This window comes from Actinoallomurus sp. NPDC050550 (assembly GCF_040655075.1).
In the GTDB taxonomy this organism is placed as follows: domain Bacteria; phylum Actinomycetota; class Actinomycetes; order Streptosporangiales; family Streptosporangiaceae; genus Actinoallomurus.
This window is the reverse complement of sequence record NZ_JBFAJC010000051.1, coordinates 53,714-69,326: the sequence shown is the minus strand read 5'-3', so window position 1 is coordinate 69,326 and position 15,613 is coordinate 53,714. Positions and strand designations below refer to the sequence as shown.

The 15,613-nt window shown below is 66.1% G+C and carries 10 protein-coding genes; 2 read left to right on the top strand and 8 right to left on the bottom strand.

The window, feature by feature from the left end; all coding sequences use genetic code 11:
- Positions 1-42 precede the first annotated feature (42 nt).
- A complete protein-coding gene (locus AB0I04_RS43320; protein WP_360898518.1) occupies positions 43-1,137 on the top strand; it encodes a HAMP domain-containing sensor histidine kinase in 1,095 nt (364 codons plus the stop codon).
- 43 nt (positions 1,138-1,180) lie between these two features.
- Here the strand turns inward: AB0I04_RS43320 and vanX are convergent, their stop codons facing one another.
- Genes vanX through vanH form a run of 3 tightly spaced genes read right to left on the bottom strand, consistent with a single transcriptional unit; the run spans position 1,181 to position 3,778 of the window.
- Positions 1,181-1,789 carry a D-Ala-D-Ala dipeptidase VanX gene (vanX, locus tag AB0I04_RS43315; RefSeq protein WP_360898516.1) on the bottom strand — a complete coding sequence of 203 codons (609 nt, stop codon included), beginning with the start codon at positions 1,787-1,789 and terminating at the stop codon, positions 1,181-1,183.
- Positions 1,786-2,826 (bottom strand): D-alanine--(R)-lactate ligase VanA-Sc, encoded by a 1,041-nt coding sequence (gene vanA-Sc / locus AB0I04_RS43310; protein WP_360898514.1) that lies wholly within the window; start codon positions 2,824-2,826, stop codon positions 1,786-1,788. Before vanA-Sc ends, vanX begins: the two co-directional genes overlap by 4 nt.
- Entirely contained in the window at positions 2,819-3,778 is a 960-nt protein-coding gene (gene vanH / locus AB0I04_RS43305) for a D-lactate dehydrogenase VanH (RefSeq protein ID WP_360898521.1), read from the bottom strand. Before vanH ends, vanA-Sc begins: the two co-directional genes overlap by 8 nt.
- A gap of 573 nt (positions 3,779-4,351) precedes the next feature.
- Between vanH and murF the strand changes: the two genes are divergently transcribed.
- Entirely contained in the window at positions 4,352-5,695 is a 1,344-nt protein-coding gene (gene murF, locus AB0I04_RS43300; protein ID WP_360898512.1) for a UDP-N-acetylmuramoyl-tripeptide--D-alanyl-D-alanine ligase, read from the top strand.
- A gap of 76 nt (positions 5,696-5,771) precedes the next feature.
- Here murF and AB0I04_RS43295 read toward each other — a convergent pair whose 3' ends face one another.
- The 5 genes from AB0I04_RS43295 to AB0I04_RS43275 all read right to left on the bottom strand — a co-directional run bounded on the left by AB0I04_RS43295 (position 5,772) and on the right by AB0I04_RS43275 (position 15,372).
- Positions 5,772-7,052 (bottom strand): cytochrome P450, encoded by a 1,281-nt coding sequence (locus tag AB0I04_RS43295; RefSeq protein WP_360898510.1) that lies wholly within the window; start codon positions 7,050-7,052, stop codon positions 5,772-5,774.
- A 216-nt stretch (positions 7,053-7,268) separates the two neighbouring features.
- A complete protein-coding gene (locus tag AB0I04_RS43290) occupies positions 7,269-10,529 on the bottom strand; it encodes a GH92 family glycosyl hydrolase (protein WP_360898508.1) in 3,261 nt (1,086 codons plus the stop codon).
- Between the two features lie 188 nt (positions 10,530-10,717).
- Positions 10,718-13,420 carry a magnesium-translocating P-type ATPase gene (mgtA, locus tag AB0I04_RS43285; RefSeq protein WP_360898506.1) on the bottom strand — a complete coding sequence of 901 codons (2,703 nt, stop codon included), beginning with the start codon at positions 13,418-13,420 and terminating at the stop codon, positions 10,718-10,720.
- The gene (locus tag AB0I04_RS43280; RefSeq protein WP_360898504.1) at positions 13,404-13,757 is read right to left on the bottom strand and encodes a metalloregulator ArsR/SmtB family transcription factor; all 354 of its coding nucleotides are present in this window, start codon (positions 13,755-13,757) and stop codon (positions 13,404-13,406) included. Before AB0I04_RS43280 ends, mgtA begins: the two co-directional genes overlap by 17 nt.
- A 127-nt stretch (positions 13,758-13,884) precedes the next feature.
- Positions 13,885-15,372, bottom strand: a complete 1,488-nt coding sequence (locus tag AB0I04_RS43275) for an LCP family protein (protein ID WP_360898502.1) — start codon at positions 15,370-15,372, stop codon at positions 13,885-13,887.
- Between the last annotated feature and the right edge of the window lie 241 nt (positions 15,373-15,613).

The window sequence follows — 15,613 nt, the reverse complement described above, 5'->3', positions numbered from 1 at the left end:
GCACGGACACCGGCATGGACACGGCCCATCCTGGCGGCACTCATGAATAGGCGCCCGGGGCTCAGCGCCCGGCTGAAACTCACCATCAGCTACGCTGGATTCCTCCTGCTCGCCGGCACTCTCCTGCTGGCCGTGGTCTGGGTGTACCTGGTGCGCTACGCACCCGAGGTGATAACTACCCCCAGTGGGACACTGGCGCGCTCCGTCCGCCTGCGCTTCGCCCCCGCCGTGGCCACCGTATTGGCCTTCCTTCTGGTGTTCGGCCTGCTGGGAGGATGGATCCTCGCCGGCCGGATGCTCGCACCGCTCACCCGGATCACAGACGCGGCACGGATGGCCGCGAACGGATCGCTGTCCCACCGGATCCGCATGGCAGGCCCCAAAGACGAATTCCGTGAACTCGCCGACGTGTTCGACACCATGCTCGAACAACTCCAATCCCACGTCAGCGAACAGCAGAGGTTCGCCGCGAACGCCTCCCACGAACTGCGCACCCCACTGGCGATCACGCAGACGCTCCTCGACGTCGCCCGCAACGATCCGAACCGCGACAGCGGCGAGCTCGACGAACGCCTCCGCACGGTCAACACCCGAGCAATCGAACTCACCGAAGCATTGCTCCTGCTCAGTCGCGCAGACCAGCGATCCTTCACCCGAGAACACGTCGACTTGTCTCTCATCGCGGAAGAAGCCACCGAGACGCTGCTTCCGCTCGCAGAAAAGCACGGCGTCACCATCGAGACCTCCGGGGACATCACCCCCACCATCGGCTCACACGCTCTCTTGCTGCAGGTGACCACGAACCTCCTGCACAACGCCATCGTCCACAACCTCCCCGAACACGGCACCGTGCAGGTCAACACCGCCATCCGCCCCGAGTCCGTCATGCTCACTGTCGAAAACACCGGCGACAGGCTCACTCCACAGTTGCTCTCGACGCTCACCGAACCGTTCCAGCGCGGCACCGAACGCATTCGCAGTGACCACGCCGGTGTCGGCCTCGGCCTCGCAATCGTCAAAAGCATCACCCAAGCACACGACGGAATCCTCACCCTCACTCCCCGGGCCGGTGGTGGGCTCTGTGTCACGGTGCGACTACCCGTCGCCCCACCGCATGGTCGGCCGTGGTCCTCATGAGGCGAACCCACGTCGCACGCCCAACTTCTTTGGCCCGGCTCAGCTATGTGATGGGAAAATCAAAATACGTGTCTGGATAAGGCTCATCATTCAGTGTGTAGTGCCACCACTCGCAGTCGTACCGAACAAAACCGCAGGCCTCCATGACGGAGCAAAGATGTTGACGGTTTCTCGCTTCGACTGACGTGATTCCTCTTGCTCCATGATGTGAGATCGGATCCATGAGATCATGGTCACCGCCCATGGGAGCAAGCTCACCGGTAGCCAAGTGATAGAGCGTCAAGTCAACGGTGCTGCCCCGGCTGTGGCCCGACTTGGCGGCCACATATCCCTTTTCGAACATCTCTGGCCTGTCGATATTCGGATAGTGCCGCAGCTTCGTCCGGCCGTCCTCCGGCTGTTCCGACCAGCGCAGGAAGCAATCTACGGCGCGTTGCGGGCGATATGCATCCCAGAGAAGCAGGCCGAAGCCAAGGGATGCGGCCTTTTCTTGCGCGCTCTCCAGGGCCGCACACAAGGCCCTCGTGCCGACAATTCGATTTGCGAAGTACCCGTCCACGGGTTTGCCGGTGAAGTTATCCCAGGTGGCGTACTTGGCATCCCACCGTATTCCAGGCACAGACTCGTCTACAAAGACGAAATCTTCTTTCATTGGATTTTTCCCGTCAGCGCCAACGACACGATCCGGTCGATCACTTCGGAAAGCGGCAGACCTGCGGCTGCCATCATTCTCGGATAACGGCTGTATGAGGTCATGCCAGGCAAAGTATTGACCTCGTTAAGGACCACTGTTCCATCTTCCTTCAGGAACATGTCCACTCGTGATAGCCCCTTGCATCCCAAAGCGCGATATATGGCCTTTGCCGTCTCCTGGACGAGCGAGCGCGACTCTGCTGAGATATCAGCGGGCACGATGAACGTTGAGTTTTCGGAACCGCTTTCAGGCTCGCTCTCCTGATGGATTCTGAAGAAGCCATGAGATAGAGCGATTCGATCTACCTCGCCTGCAATCAGATCCAGATCGTTCCCCAGGATGGCGCAACCGATCTCGCTGCCGACGACAGCTTCTTCAATCAACACCTTCGAGTCGTACTGCCTTGCGGTCTCCACCGCACTCAGCAGTTCTTCTTTGTGAGATACCTTGCTGACGCCGAAAGATGACCCCGAACGAGCCGGCTTTACAAAGACGGGGTAGGTGAGCTGGTCAGGATCAGGATTCTCGTTCGCCGCGACGACCCAGAAATTCGGCGTTGCGATTCCCGCGCTTCTAGCGACGATGTAAGCAAGGGACTTGTCCATGCAGAGAGCAGAACTTTGGATATCGCAGCCCACGTAAGGGATGCCGGAGAGCTCCAACAAGCCCTGCGTCGCACCGTCCTCGCCAAGCTTGCCGTGCAGAACGGGCAACACGAGGTCCAGACTGATCACCTCGTATTGTCCCTGATCCAGGACAAGCAATCCGTGGACGCTTCTGTCCGGTGACAGTATGGCCGGACGGCAATCGCCGTTTTCCCAACCTGCGTCAGGGCCGCCACAGAGCTTCCAAGCACCGCTCTTCGTGATCCCGATCCAGAACGGTTCATACTTTTCGGTATCGAGGTTCTGTGCGACCTCTTGCGCGGACTTGACGGAGACGGAATGTTCTTCGGAAGAGCCCCCGAATATGATTCCGACCTTCAACCTATCCATACTGTTTCCCACTTTCGAAGTTCAAGCAATTGATGAGACTGTTTTCAACGGTGTCGCTCAGGGCGTGGTCTGTGTAATAGGCGGTGTGCGGGCTAATGAGCACATTCGGCAGCTCCTGTAGCCGCAACAACGGCTTGCTTTCGATGGGTTTGTTTCTGCAGTCGGCGTAGAATATTCCTTCCTCTCCTTCGAGGACGTCCAGCGCCGCGCCGCCCAATCTGCCGCTCTCCAATGCCGAAAGAAGGGCCTCGGTGTCAAGAAGTGAACCGCGCCCAGTATTGATAATGAACGCACCGTCTTTCATCTGCGCGATACGCTGACGATTCAGGAGATGGTGCGTGCCCGCGTTAAGTGGGGTATGGAGCGTAACGATGTCGCTCCGCTGTAGCAATTCATCGAGAGGAACGTAATCAGCGGTGGCCTTAGGGCGATTGTCATAGGCTAGTATTGGGCAGCCAAAACCTTGCAGCCTATCCAATACTGCGATGCCAATGCGTCCTGTTCCAATTACCCCGATGGTCAGATCGCGTAGTTCCTTCCCGCGTACATCACTCAGTCTGTAGTCATGAGCATCTGCACGGCGGATGATGGACTTCGCATTGCGGACCGACATCAGCATCAGCATCAGCGTGTAGTCAGCCACACTGTCGGGCGAATAGGCGACATTGCCAACAGCGATGCCGACACTCTCCGCATACTTCACATTGATATGGTTATATCCAATGCTTCTTGTGGAGATATACGCTACGCCGGCTCGGCTAAGTGCGAGAAGAGTGGGATTTGTGACTTGAGTCTTATGGCCGACACTGATGCATCGGTTTCCGAACGCCAGTTCAATATTGGCTTCGGATACCGCCGCCTCTGTGATAGTTGGCATTACGCCAAAGCGAGGCGCCATCTCTCGGAACAAGACCGCCTCGTCCTGCCCGCATCCATAAATCGTGATTCCCATTGCTGGGACGGCCGGGGAGGGCACGGACGCCAGCGACCGGGCGCGGCGGGCCGCCGTTCGTGCTGGTTCGCTGTAGGCCATGCCCACAGTCAAGGGAGCGTGGTGTTGCCAGAACGTATGTGGTTTTCGATATGCCGACGATATGTTACCGGCTGGTAATGTTCGGGAGCATGCGAGTTCGAGGAGCGCGCCCGCAGCAGCGAGCCCCATGGTGGGCGACATCCTCCCGCGACGGCGTTGCGCTCACTTCGGCGTCTGCCGGTGCGGGCTGACCCGAAGTTCGAGGATGCGCGGGGGCCCCAACATGCGCGAGGTCCCGACATCCGCGAGGTCCCGACATCCGCGAGCAGCGCTGCACCAACACGCATGCTCTCGCATGTTACCGATTGGTAGCCTATCGTCGGCATATCGAAAACCACATATGTTCTGGCAACACCTCGCTCCGTTGACTAGAGGCATGACCTCAAGCGATCCAGCCTCCATCAACCTCTACCTCGTCAGCCTGCTCCCGCTCGCCGTCATCTCGATCGGCCGGCTGTCGCTCCGCATCGCCGGCCCCCGCGCCGCCCGGGCATGATCCCGCTCAGCCTCAGCGAGATCGCCGCGGTCGTCGGCGGCACGGTCGAGGGCGACGGCGCCGTGACGGTGACCGCGCCGGCCGTGCTCGACAGCAGGCAGACCGAGCCGGGCGGCCTCTTCGTCGCCTTCGCCGGCGAGCACGTCGACGGCCACGACTACGCCGACCAGGCCGGCCGGGTCGGCGCGGTGGCCGTTCTCGGCTCCCGGCCCACTCCGCTGCCCACCGTCGTCGTCAAGGACGCCCAGGCAGCACTGCAGGCGCTCGCCGCCCACGTCGTGGCCCGGCTGCGCGACGGGCTGACCGTCGTCGGGCTGACCGGCTCCCAAGGCAAGACCGGCACCAAGGACCTGCTGGCGGCCGTGCTTTCGAACGCCGCGCCGACGATCGCCACGATCGGCTCGTTCAACAACGAGCTCGGCGTGCCGCTCACCATGCTGCGCTCCGACGCGGCCACCCGATTCCTCGTCCTCGAGATGGGAGCCCGCCGCATCGGCGACATCGCCGCGCTCACCGACCTGGTCGCGCCCGACATCGCCGTCGTCCTCAACGTCGGCCAGGCCCACATCGGCGAGTTCGGGTCCCGCGGGGCCATCGCCAAGGGCAAGGGCGAGCTGGTGCAGGGGCTGGCGCCCGCCGGCACCGCCGTCCTCAACGCCGACGACCCCCGCGTGATCGCGATGCGCTCGCACACCGACGGCCCGGTGCTGACCTTCGGCCAGGCCGAGCACGCCGACGTGCGGGTGCTCGACCTGACGCTGGACCGGCTCGGCCGGCCGTCCTTCACGCTGCGGACCGCCGACGCCTCGGTTCCCGTCGCGCTGCCGCTCGTAGGCGCTCACCAGGCGCTCAACGCGTCGGCTGCCGCGGCGGCGGGGCTGGCGGCCGGCGTACCCCTCGACGTGGCCGCGGCGGCGCTGGCCACCGCCTCGCTGTCGAAGTGGCGCATGGAGTGGCGCGACCTCGCCGGCGGCGCGACGCTGCTCAACGACTCCTACAACGCCAACCCCGACTCGACCCGCGCCGCCCTGGACGCGCTGGCGGCGATCGAGGGTGGCCGCCGCATCGCCGTCCTCGGCGAGATGCTCGAGCTCGGCGACGACAGCGAGGCCGAGCACCGCGCCATCGGGGAGTACGCCGCCTCCCGGGCCGACGTGGTGGTCGCGGTCGGCGAGGCCGCCCGGCCGCTCGCCGCCGGCGCGGCAGAGCGGGCGGTGGCGCTAGCGGACAATGACGCGGCCGTCGACTGGCTGCGCGGCCACCTCGCCGCCGGCGATGTGGTGCTCGTCAAGGCCTCCCGCGGGGCGCGCCTCGACGAGGTCGCCGCCGCGCTCGCGTAGTTCGACGGGGGACGGCTCCCCGGAATTCGCCGCCCGCACCCCCGGGATGTTTCCCCACGCGGCCGCGGCGAGCCGGTCAGCCGATACGGACGGGAAGCACGCGAGGTCCGCGGATCTGTCCGGCGGCCCAGGTGACGGCCGCCGGATCATCCAGGGTGAACTCCGGGATCCGTTCGAGCCACACCTCCAGCGCCACGCGCAGTTCCATGCGGGCCAGGTGGGAGCCGAGGCAGCGGTGGATGCCGAGGCCGAACGCGGCGTGCCGGTTGAGCTCACGGTCGATGACCACCTCGCTGGGACGGTCGAACTGGGCCGGGTCGCGGTTGGCGGCGGGGAAGGACACCAGCACCCAGTCGTCGGCCTTCATATCCACGCCGCGCCAGTGCATGTCCTGCTTGACCAGCCGCGCCATCGTCACCGGCGCGTACGCCCGGAGCAGTTCCTCCATCGCGGTGGGGAGCAGACCGGGTTCGGCCACCAGACGTTCGCGGTCGGCGGGCGACTTGGCCAGGTGCCACAGTGACGCGCCGATCGCGCTCCACGTCGTGTCGAGCCCGGCGACGAACAGCAGCATTATCGTTCCGACGACATGCTCTGGCTGGAGCTTCTGCCCGTCGAGCTCCGCGTTGATCAGGTAGGTCGTGAGGTCGTCACGGGGATTCTCAAAGTGGTCGTGGATCTGCACGAGTATGTAGTCCGACAGTTCGTCGAACGCCTCGAGGCGCTTCTCGGCCGGCCGGTTGACGGCTTCAACCATGGCTTCGACGAACTCGCGGAACCGCGGCGCGTCTTCCTGCGGGAAGCCGAGCATGTCGACGATTACGTGCACCGGGATGTGCTGGGCGTAGTCGTGTACGGCGTCGAGGACGTCACGCTCTTCGAGGGCGTCGATGAGCGAGTGGCAGAGCGCTCTCGTGCCCGGTTCCAGCCGGGCCACAGCGGATTTGGTGAACGCCGGAAGCAGGAGTTTGCGCGCACCGTGGTGGAACGGCGGGTCGGAGGAGATCGGCGGTATTCGGCCCACGGGCGCTACTTCGTGTGGTGGACGGACGTTGTTCACCACGACGGATCGCGAGGAGAACCGTTCGGTGTCGTAGGCGATCGCCGCGACGTCCTCGTGACGGGTGGGCAACCAGACGCCGCCGAACCGCTCGGTGTGCGCGATCGGGCAGCGCTGCCGCAACTCGTCCTGGATCGGATAGGGATCGGCGGCCCATTCGGGCTCGGCGTGGGAGAAGTCGGTCGCCCAATCGGTGACCGGGCCGGCGATGACCTCGCTGGCCGTACTCTTCTGCAGGAAGCGCTCGCGCTGTTCGGGCGTTCGCTTGTTGAAACGGTCGTCGGCGACCGTGACCATGACAGCGCCTGGAGTCGATCTGTACCTTCACTACGTCGTTCCTGTCTCTTTTCGAGAAATGAGACAAAATCCGGTCATGGCGGTAGCCACCCACCACATCACGGCGACCAGCCGACTCCAGGGAAGCACGGACATGACTGTCGATCATCAACCGAAATGGTTGTAAGACGGCGAGAGGCCGGGGCCGTGACGGCCCCGGCCTCCGCGATCACTGTGTCAGCCGGCTGCGATGGCGAAGATGCCGATCGCGCCGCGGCTGAGCGACGACGGCAAGGTCACGCTCTGTACCGTCTTGCCGCTGGAGATGGGCAGGGTCTGGGCGAAGACGTACGTCTTCACGTTGTCCTTTCCACTCGTGTGGTTGCGGTACGGAGTGGTGGCCACAGTCACGTTGCCGAACTGCGGCGTGCCTCCGCCACCGTTCAGGGTCCAGTCGCTGAACCCGAGTGAGGCGGTCGACGTCGACCCGTCCGTGTAGGTGATCGTGGCCGTGCCCGACGAGCCGTCCGTGCCCGCGTTGTACGCGCTGCCCAGGAAGCCCAGTTTCGTGGCACCCGCCGGCGCCGTGATCGGGATGGTCTGGCCCCCGACCGTGACGTTGTCCGGCTGTCCGGCCGGGACGTTGGGCCAGGTGTAGGTGATCCCGCCCGACGACACCGACGCGCCCGGCGCCAGGCTCGCCGCCGTCAGCGCCTGCTCCGAGTAGCTCCAGCCTCCTCCGTCGTAGTTCGCCGAAGACGGGGCACTGTCGTCGCTGATGCCCGTGTTGTCGGAGAACGGCGCCAGATCGCCCGGCTTAGCGACGATCACCGACAGCGCCGCCGGCAGGATGCGGCCCTGCGGACTGGTCAAGGAGAACTGCACCGGGTAGTTCCCGTCCGTGTCACCCGCCTTGACCGTGATGTCCACTGAGGCGCTGCCGCCCGCCGGGACGTTCAAGGTTCCCGAGGACGGGGTGACCGTGATCCCCGACGGTGCCGTGGCCTGCCACGTCACCGCCTGGTCCGACGAGCCCGAGGACCGCACCGTCAGCGTGCTCTTCCCGGAGTCGCCCGGCTGCATGATCAGCGACGACGGGCTCGCCGCGCCGGTGGCGGGGAACGTCGGGCCGTACGACGGCGGGGCGTTCTCCGCGCCCGTGCCCCACGAGGTCTCCGAAGAGCTCATCGTCCAGTCCACCGTCGAGCCCTTGGCGAGGGTCGAGAACGGCACGGACAGCTTGCTGTTGGGCCGGCCGTTGATCTTCTGGGACTTCACGTAGTACGTGGACGCCGAGGCGCCCGGAGCGTTGATCTTGATGGTCTTGCCACTCGGCAGCGTGATCGTCGCGTGCGGGAAGCCGGGGCTGCCGAAGACCAGCGTGTCGCTGCCCGGGTTCTCCGGGAACATTCCAAGCATCGCCCAGACGAACGAGGAGCTGTTGGCCCCGAGGTCGTCGTTGTCGGACAGGCCCGACGGGCCGGGCAGGTAGAGCCCGTACCGCAGGGTGTTGACGGCCTGCTGGGCACCGGCCGGGTCGCCGGCGTAGTCCGGCGCGTACTCCTCGCCCTCGCCGAACTCATTCGACAGCTGGGCGTACTCGCCATAGCCGTCCGGGCGGGACAGGAACTTCCGCAGCGCCGGCTTGACCTTGGCGTTGCCGCCGAGCAGCGAGAACAGACCCGCGTAGTTGTTCGGGACGTCCCACAGGTACTCCTCCGCGGTGCCCTCGATGTAGTGGCTGCCCGTCGCCGGCGCGATGCCGGGGAGGAACGCGCCGCTCTGCAGACGAGGCGTCAGGAGTCCGGTGGAGGTGTTGAAGACGTTCACCCAGTTGTTCGCCCGGTCCTCCAGCTTCCTGGCGTTCGCCGAGTCGCCGAGGGCCGCGGCGAAGCGCGACAGCGCGAAGTCGGCGTTGTCGTACTCCAGCAGCGAGGAGACCTGGCTGTGTGGGTTGCAGCAGCCGTACTTGCCGTCCTCGGGCAGGTAGCCGTACTTCTCCTCCAGCGCCGTACCCGGGCGTACGTCGTTGACCGTCGTCGCCTGTTTCAGCATCGAGGCCAGCGCGGTCTTCGTGTCGAAGTCCTTGGCCCCGAACGCGTAGTAGTCGGCGATGATCGCGGTGCCCGGGTCGCCCGCCATCACCCAGTTGTCCAGGTGCAGGTAGCCCCACTGCTGGATGATGCCGTTCTCGGCGTAGTAGTTGACCTGGGACTGCGCCTGGTCGCCGGCCTCCTTGGGTGTCAGCATCGCCTGCAACTGAGCGAGCGAGTGATACGTGTCCCAGCCGGAGAACATCCCGTACTGCTGTTTCTGCGTGCCGGTGACCGAGTGCACCTTGACGTCCGAGCCCATGAACTGGCCGTTCACGTCGCTCGTGATGTTCGGCTGGATGAAGTCCTTGTAGAGCAGGCTGTAGAACTGCTGGGTCGTGGCGTACGTGCCGCCGGAGACGTTGATCCGGCCGAGCAGGCTGTTCCACGACGCCTGGGCGGCCCGCTTGACCTGGTCGAAGTTCCAGCCGGGGTTCTCGGTGCGCCAGTTCAGGTTCGCGTTGTCGGCGCTCACGTACGAGATGCCGACCTTCGCCTGAACGGTCGCGTTCTTCGTCGCGTCGAAGGTGACCGACACGGCGTCGGGGTTCGAGTCCGACCCGGTGATGACCTTGGACGCGGTGAAGGGCCGGTCGAAGACGATGTCGTAGTAGAGGGTGTACTGCGCGCGGTCGCCGCAGAAGCCACCGCTCGTCTCCGAGCCCTTGATCTCGTTGTTCCCGACGATCTGGGCGCCGGAGGCGGAGTCGCCGTTCTGGCTGTCCTTCAGCTTGACGAGGAAGCCCGCCTGGTCGGTGGAGGGGAAGGTGAACCGGCCCATCGCGCTGTGCGGGGTCTCGGTGAACTGCGAGGTGATGGTGTCGGGCAGGTTGCTCTGCGCCGCGTAGTAGCCCGCCTGGGCGACCTCGCCGGCGTTGGTGAACGACGTCGTGGCGTCGTTCACGTCGCCGCTGGGCAGGCCGCCGGTGATCGGCAGGATCGGCACGTCGCCGGCCGCGCCGCAGCCGGGGCCACTGACGTGCGTCAGGCTGTAGCCGGTGAGCTGCTCGTCACCGTAGTTGTAGCCGCCGCCCGCGTTCCGGTGCGGCATCGTGTCGGGGCTCCACTGGACCATGCCGTACGGCACGTCGGCACCGGGGAAGGTGTTGCCGCCGCCGGTCGTCCACGTACGCGTGTCGACGAGTGAGGCGGGGGCACTCACGGACGCGAGGGTGGAGGTGTCCCGGGCGGCCTTCGGCAGTGCCTTGGCCGCGAGGGGTTTCGGACAGTTGGTCAGGCGTCCGCCGGGCCCCTTGACGCAGGTGGCCGTACGGGCGTTGGCGAGCTGGGATCCAAGACTGGGCGAAGGGTGCGGGACCTGCGCCATGGCGGGGGTGCCGCCGCCGATGGAGGCCGCCGTGACCAGTGCCACGGCAGTCGCCAGGAGCGCTGCCGGTCTCCTCATCGTCTCTCCTCTCGGGAGATCACTGACAACTGACAACGTTGTCATCCCACGGCATCGTGATCCTCGACCCAGGAGACGGTCAACCCAGTGCGGTTAATGACATACCGGGCGTCCTAAACCGGACAGAAGGGTGGACAACGGCGCCACCAACGTGCACGCACCAACCATTCGTCACTTCGTGCTCGCTGCTAACGACCGTCGACTCTGTGCCACAGGGTCTTGGCCGCGCCGATGAGAACGCAGTAGAGGATGAGCACGAGGATCAATGACAGCAGGCAGGCCGTGGGCAGAACGGTCATTCCCACCGCGCCGGCCAGGGGGGACCACGGCAGAGCCATGGCGATGGCCGCGATCGCGGCGGTGCCGAGCAGCACGGGGAGCGCGGCGTGGTCGCGCAGTGAGGGCAGCCGGCGGCTGCGCAGAAGGTGGACCGCGGCCGCCTGGGTGAGCAGGTTCTCGACGAACCAGCCGGTGTGGAACAACGCCTGTGCGGCCGGCGCGGGGTGGTCACCGGTGATATGCAGCAAGATCCCGAACGCGACCAGGTCGGCCAGGGTGTTGACCGGCCCGAGCCACAGCACGAATCGGGTCAGGCGGGCAGAGTCGAAGGTACGGGGCCGGCGGAGTTCGCGCTCGTCGACGTGGTCGAAGGCGAGCGGCAGCAGGCACAGGTCGAAGCACAGATTCTGGACGAGGATCTGCAACGGCAGCATGGGCAGGAACGGCAGCAGAACGCTGGCCGCCAGCATCGACAGCACGTTCCCGAAGTTCGAGGAGATGGTGATCTCGAGGTACTTCTTGATGTTCGCGAAGGTCCGCCGGCCCTCGGTGATCGCCTCGGCCACCGACAGGAGGTCGCCGCGCAGCAGTACGACGTCGCTGGACTCGCGTGCGATGGCGACGGCGCCGTCGACGGTGATCCCGACGTCGGCGTCCCGCAGGGCCGGTGAGTCGTTGACACCGTCGCCGAGGAATCCGACCGTTCGGCCGGCCGCTCGCAGCGCGCGGACGATCCGGGCCTTCTGCTCGGGATCGATGCGCGCGAACACGGTGGTCCGGTCGGCCAGGTCCCCGAGTGCGGCATCGCCGAGCGCGTCGATGTCGTCGCCGAGCACGATCCGCCCGGGGTCCATACCGGCGTCGCGGCAGATCCGCTCGGCGACCAGCGGGTGGTCCCCGGTGAGGACCTTCACGGTGACACCGCGCGCGGCGAGGGACGTCACCGCAGCGGCCGCGGACTCCCGGGGACGGTCGCGGAAGCCTACGAACCCGACCAGCGTGAGTCCCTGTTCGTCTTCTGGGCGGTAGGGGCGGAGGCGCGCCGGCCTGTCGGCGATGGCGACCGCCAGCAGCCGGACCCCGTCGGCGGCGTGCCGGTCGCCGACCTCACTCAGCCGCTGCCGGTCCGCCGTCGTGAGCGGGACGTCGCCGTCGTCGCGGCGCAGCCGGGTACAGCGGTCGAGGACCTGCTCCACGGCACCCTTGGTGATCAGGATGTCGGTGCCCGGGCGGCCGCCGGCTCGGATGATCACGCTGCCGCGCCGCCGGGTGGAGTCGAAGGGGATGACGTCCACGGCGGTGACGTCATCGACTGGAATGCTCGCCTGCTCGGCGTAGGTCAGCAACGCCTCATCGAGCTCGTTGAACAAAACCGCGTCCCCGTGCGCCGCCATCGAACTGTTCAGCGCCGCCCAGCGAAGCACCTCCGGATCAGGGCGTCCGTCAGTGTCGATGTGGCAGTCGACGCTCACCTGGTCCTGGGTGAGCGTTCCGGTCTTGTCCGTGCACAGCACATCGATCGCGCCGAGGTTGTGGATGGCCGGCAGCCGCTTGATGATCACGTTGTGCCGGGCGCCGGCTCTCGCTCCTCGGGCCAGCGCCGTGCTGACCATGACCGGAAGCATCTCCGGGGTGAGGCCGACCGCGACGGAGATGGCGAACCACAGCGCGGCGAACCTGATGCCGTGCACCGAGGCGTTGACGATGAAGACCAGCGGGGCACAGACGAGCATCAGGCCGATGAGCGCCCGCGATACGCCCCGGACTCCTCTGTCGAAGGCGGTCTCGGCACGTCGTGGCGCCAGATGGGCGTGCATCGCCCCGAAGTACGTCGCGGCACCGGTGGCGACGACCACGGCGGTTCCGGTCCCGGTGGTCACCGTACTGCCCATGAGACACAGCCATGGGCAGTCGATGGTTCCCAGATCGCCGGCCGACCGGACGACCGCGATGTCGGGGACCGCCTCGTCCGGAGTGGCGTGCTTGGCGACCGGAAGCGCTTCTCCGGTCAGCACGGCCTGGTCCACGGCCAGGCCCGCCGATCGCAACAGCCGTACGTCAGCGGGGACCATGTCACCGGGACCCAGGTTCACGACGTCGCCGGGAACGAGTTGGTCGATCGGCACCTCTCGGGCGGCCGACGACGCGTCGGCGCTCGCACGGCGTACCACGGTGGCCGTGCTGACCACCATCGCCCGCAAGGTCGCGGCGACGCGGTCGAAGCGCTGCTCCTGGCGGACCTGCAGCCAGCAGCTGATGACCACCATCGCGCCGATCACGGCGGCCGCGCCGAAGGCCCCGAGTGCCGCGGACACGCCGCCGAGGACCAGCAGGATCCCGACGAACGGGTTGGTCAGCGCGTGCCAGAGCCTGGCGCCCCGATGCGGCGCGACCGAACCGGTGATGACATTGTCGCCGTGCCGTGCCAGCAGCTCCTGAGCCTTGTCCTCCTCCAGGCCCCGCGGTCCGCTGTCCAGCCGCCGAAGCACCTGATGAATCGGCATCGAGGCGTACTCGGCGAGCCGGCCGCGTACGTCGGGGAGTCGCGGCCTGTCGGCCGCATCAGGCCGCGGTGGAGAGAGGGCGGGAAGGGGATCAGGCGCCCACGCCACGGCGGCGTCCCAAGCCGGTGGACCGGTCTCGCATGCGGTCGACCATCTGCTGCACGACGGTCACGATGTGCGGATCGTCGACCAGATAGATCTGGCGGCGGCCTTCCCGGCGCGACCGCACCAGCCCAGCGAGCTTGAGCTTGGCCAGGTGGTGACTGACCGTCGGGACGCTCCCGCCGACATGTGCGGCGATCGTCCCGACATCGCAGTCTCCGTGGGCCAGCACCCACATGATGTGCAACCGCATCGTCGAAGCCAGCAGCCCGAAGGTGCCCGCCATGTCCTGAAGGAACTCGGGCGACAGATACTCCGGCTCGCCGGCAACGGTATCCGTCACGACAACCTCCAGGTCTGTTCAGCCACTGTCCAGCCTCCCTGAGGAGACCACCGATGTGCAAACGACACCGCCGCATCGGACACTTCCCGCAGCGCCGGTCCCGAGTCGTACGCTCATGGACTCGGCTTCAGCCGCAGACGTTCTTCAGTGAGACGGCGCTCCCGCCGGCGCTCGTGGGTGTCGGGGTGGCGGCAACCGTCCTGCGCGCCGTGTGCTTCTTCTTCGCCGCGGAGGGGGACGTGCTCGACGGCTGCGGGTTCGCGCTGCCGTCGATGGCGTTGGCGGCCACCCTGCGCATGAGGGCGACATCGGGTTGGTACACGTGGAACCCGGCCAGCTTGTACGGGTTGAAAGTCAGGTTCTGGAGGTCGGCACCGTGTTTGACCGTGCTGGACAACTTCACCAGAGCCGGCAACAGCGCCGAGGGGATGTTGGTGAAGATGGTGTTCTGCGCCGCCTTGGCCAGCTTCTCGAAATGCGTGACGACCGTCTGCGGGTCGGCCTGGTCGGCAATGTCCTTCAACAGGCACTTCTGCCGGTCCATGCGATGGAAGTCGTCATCGGCGTGCCGGCTGCGGCCGTACCACAGGGCGTCTTCGCCATCGAGCTTGTGCCAGCCGGGTTCGAGGTAGCCGGACGGTGGGATGCCTCGTTCGGGTTCACCGCCGATCGGGAGCCGTTTCTCGATGTGCACCCGTACGCCGCCCATGGCGTTCACGATGTCCTTGAAGCCCCCCAGGTTGACCAGGACGTAGTAGTTGATCTTCAGGCCGAGCAGATACCCGATCACGTCTTCGAGCAGGTGCGGGCCGCGCTGGCCCTTGTTGTAGCCCGGCTCGAGTTCGGGGTGCCGCTCCCCCATGATGTACAGCTCGTTCAGCAGGCCCTGATCGCCGGGATCTCCGGTGTAACCGTTCGGCCACCGGGATTGCAGCCGGGGCGGCATCGAGAACTTCTGCAGGCTCCGGGGCAGGCCGAACAGTACGGTGTCGCCGGTCTTGGTGTCGATGCTGGCGACGGTCATGCTGTCGGTGCGGATGCCGGTACGGTCCTGCCCGCCGTCACCGCCGAGCAGCAGGACGTTCAGGCGGGGCAGGTTCTTCCACGGGTTCGCGGCGTTCACCGGCTGGCCGGAATGATCTTCCCCGGGGAAGATGGTGGACAGCGTGTTACCGAGCACGTACGTGGTGTTCGCCGCGTACACCAGCGGCGTGCAGACCACCAGCGTCATCGCCACGACCAGGGAGCCGGCCACGACGCGCATCGCGGGCGGCAGGCCGACCGGCCGCACCACCTGGTAAGAGCGGATGATGATCAGCGCCCAGGTCAGGGCGAGCGCGAGGATCCCGATCGTGATGACGCCGAGCCAGGTGTGCTGGACGGCGATCTGCTTCAGCTTCTCCTGGAACAGCAGCACGGCCATCACGGCGGCGGACACCAACGCGCCGTAGAGTCCCATGAGGGCCGTACCGGCCAGGCGACGCCCCGCCGCCACGTGCGCCACGCCCCATACGAACACCGAGGCCATCGTGAGGCCCAGTGCCCGCCACAATCCGGCGACCGGAACCGGTCCGCGCCCCGACACCACGGGCCGTTCAGCCTGACGCAATGCCATGCAGTCTCCCGATCGTCCGCTCGCCGACCCGAGGGTCAAGGCCTTCTCGGCCCGGATCGGATGATCCCGCCCGCGGGCCGCAACATCGCATCGACGCGCTCAGCAACAGTGACGGCCGAGTCGACCACTTCGATAGTTGCAAGATTGTACAAATATCAGATGTGGGCAAATCCCTCAAGCGATTGCGGCCGAACGGGAGGGTAGGTCACGAGCACACGACCGAACCCTCCGAAGCCTCTGA

Coding starts and splice junctions, on each gene's coding strand:
- AB0I04_RS43320 (WP_360898518.1), top strand. CDS start 43: ATGAATAGGCGCCCGGGGCTCAGCGCCCGGCTGAAACTCACCATCAGC.
- vanX (WP_360898516.1), bottom strand. CDS start 1,789: ATGAAAGAAGATTTCGTCTTTGTAGACGAGTCTGTGCCTGGAATACGG.
- vanA-Sc (WP_360898514.1), bottom strand. CDS start 2,826: ATGGATAGGTTGAAGGTCGGAATCATATTCGGGGGCTCTTCCGAAGAA.
- vanH (WP_360898521.1), bottom strand. CDS start 3,778: ATGGGAATCACGATTTATGGATGCGGGCAGGACGAGGCGGTCTTGTTC.
- murF (WP_360898512.1), top strand. CDS start 4,352: ATGATCCCGCTCAGCCTCAGCGAGATCGCCGCGGTCGTCGGCGGCACG.
- AB0I04_RS43295 (WP_360898510.1), bottom strand. CDS start 7,052: ATGGTCACGGTCGCCGACGACCGTTTCAACAAGCGAACGCCCGAACAG.
- AB0I04_RS43290 (WP_360898508.1), bottom strand. CDS start 10,529: ATGAGGAGACCGGCAGCGCTCCTGGCGACTGCCGTGGCACTGGTCACG.
- AB0I04_RS43275 (WP_360898502.1), bottom strand. CDS start 15,372: ATGGCATTGCGTCAGGCTGAACGGCCCGTGGTGTCGGGGCGCGGACCG.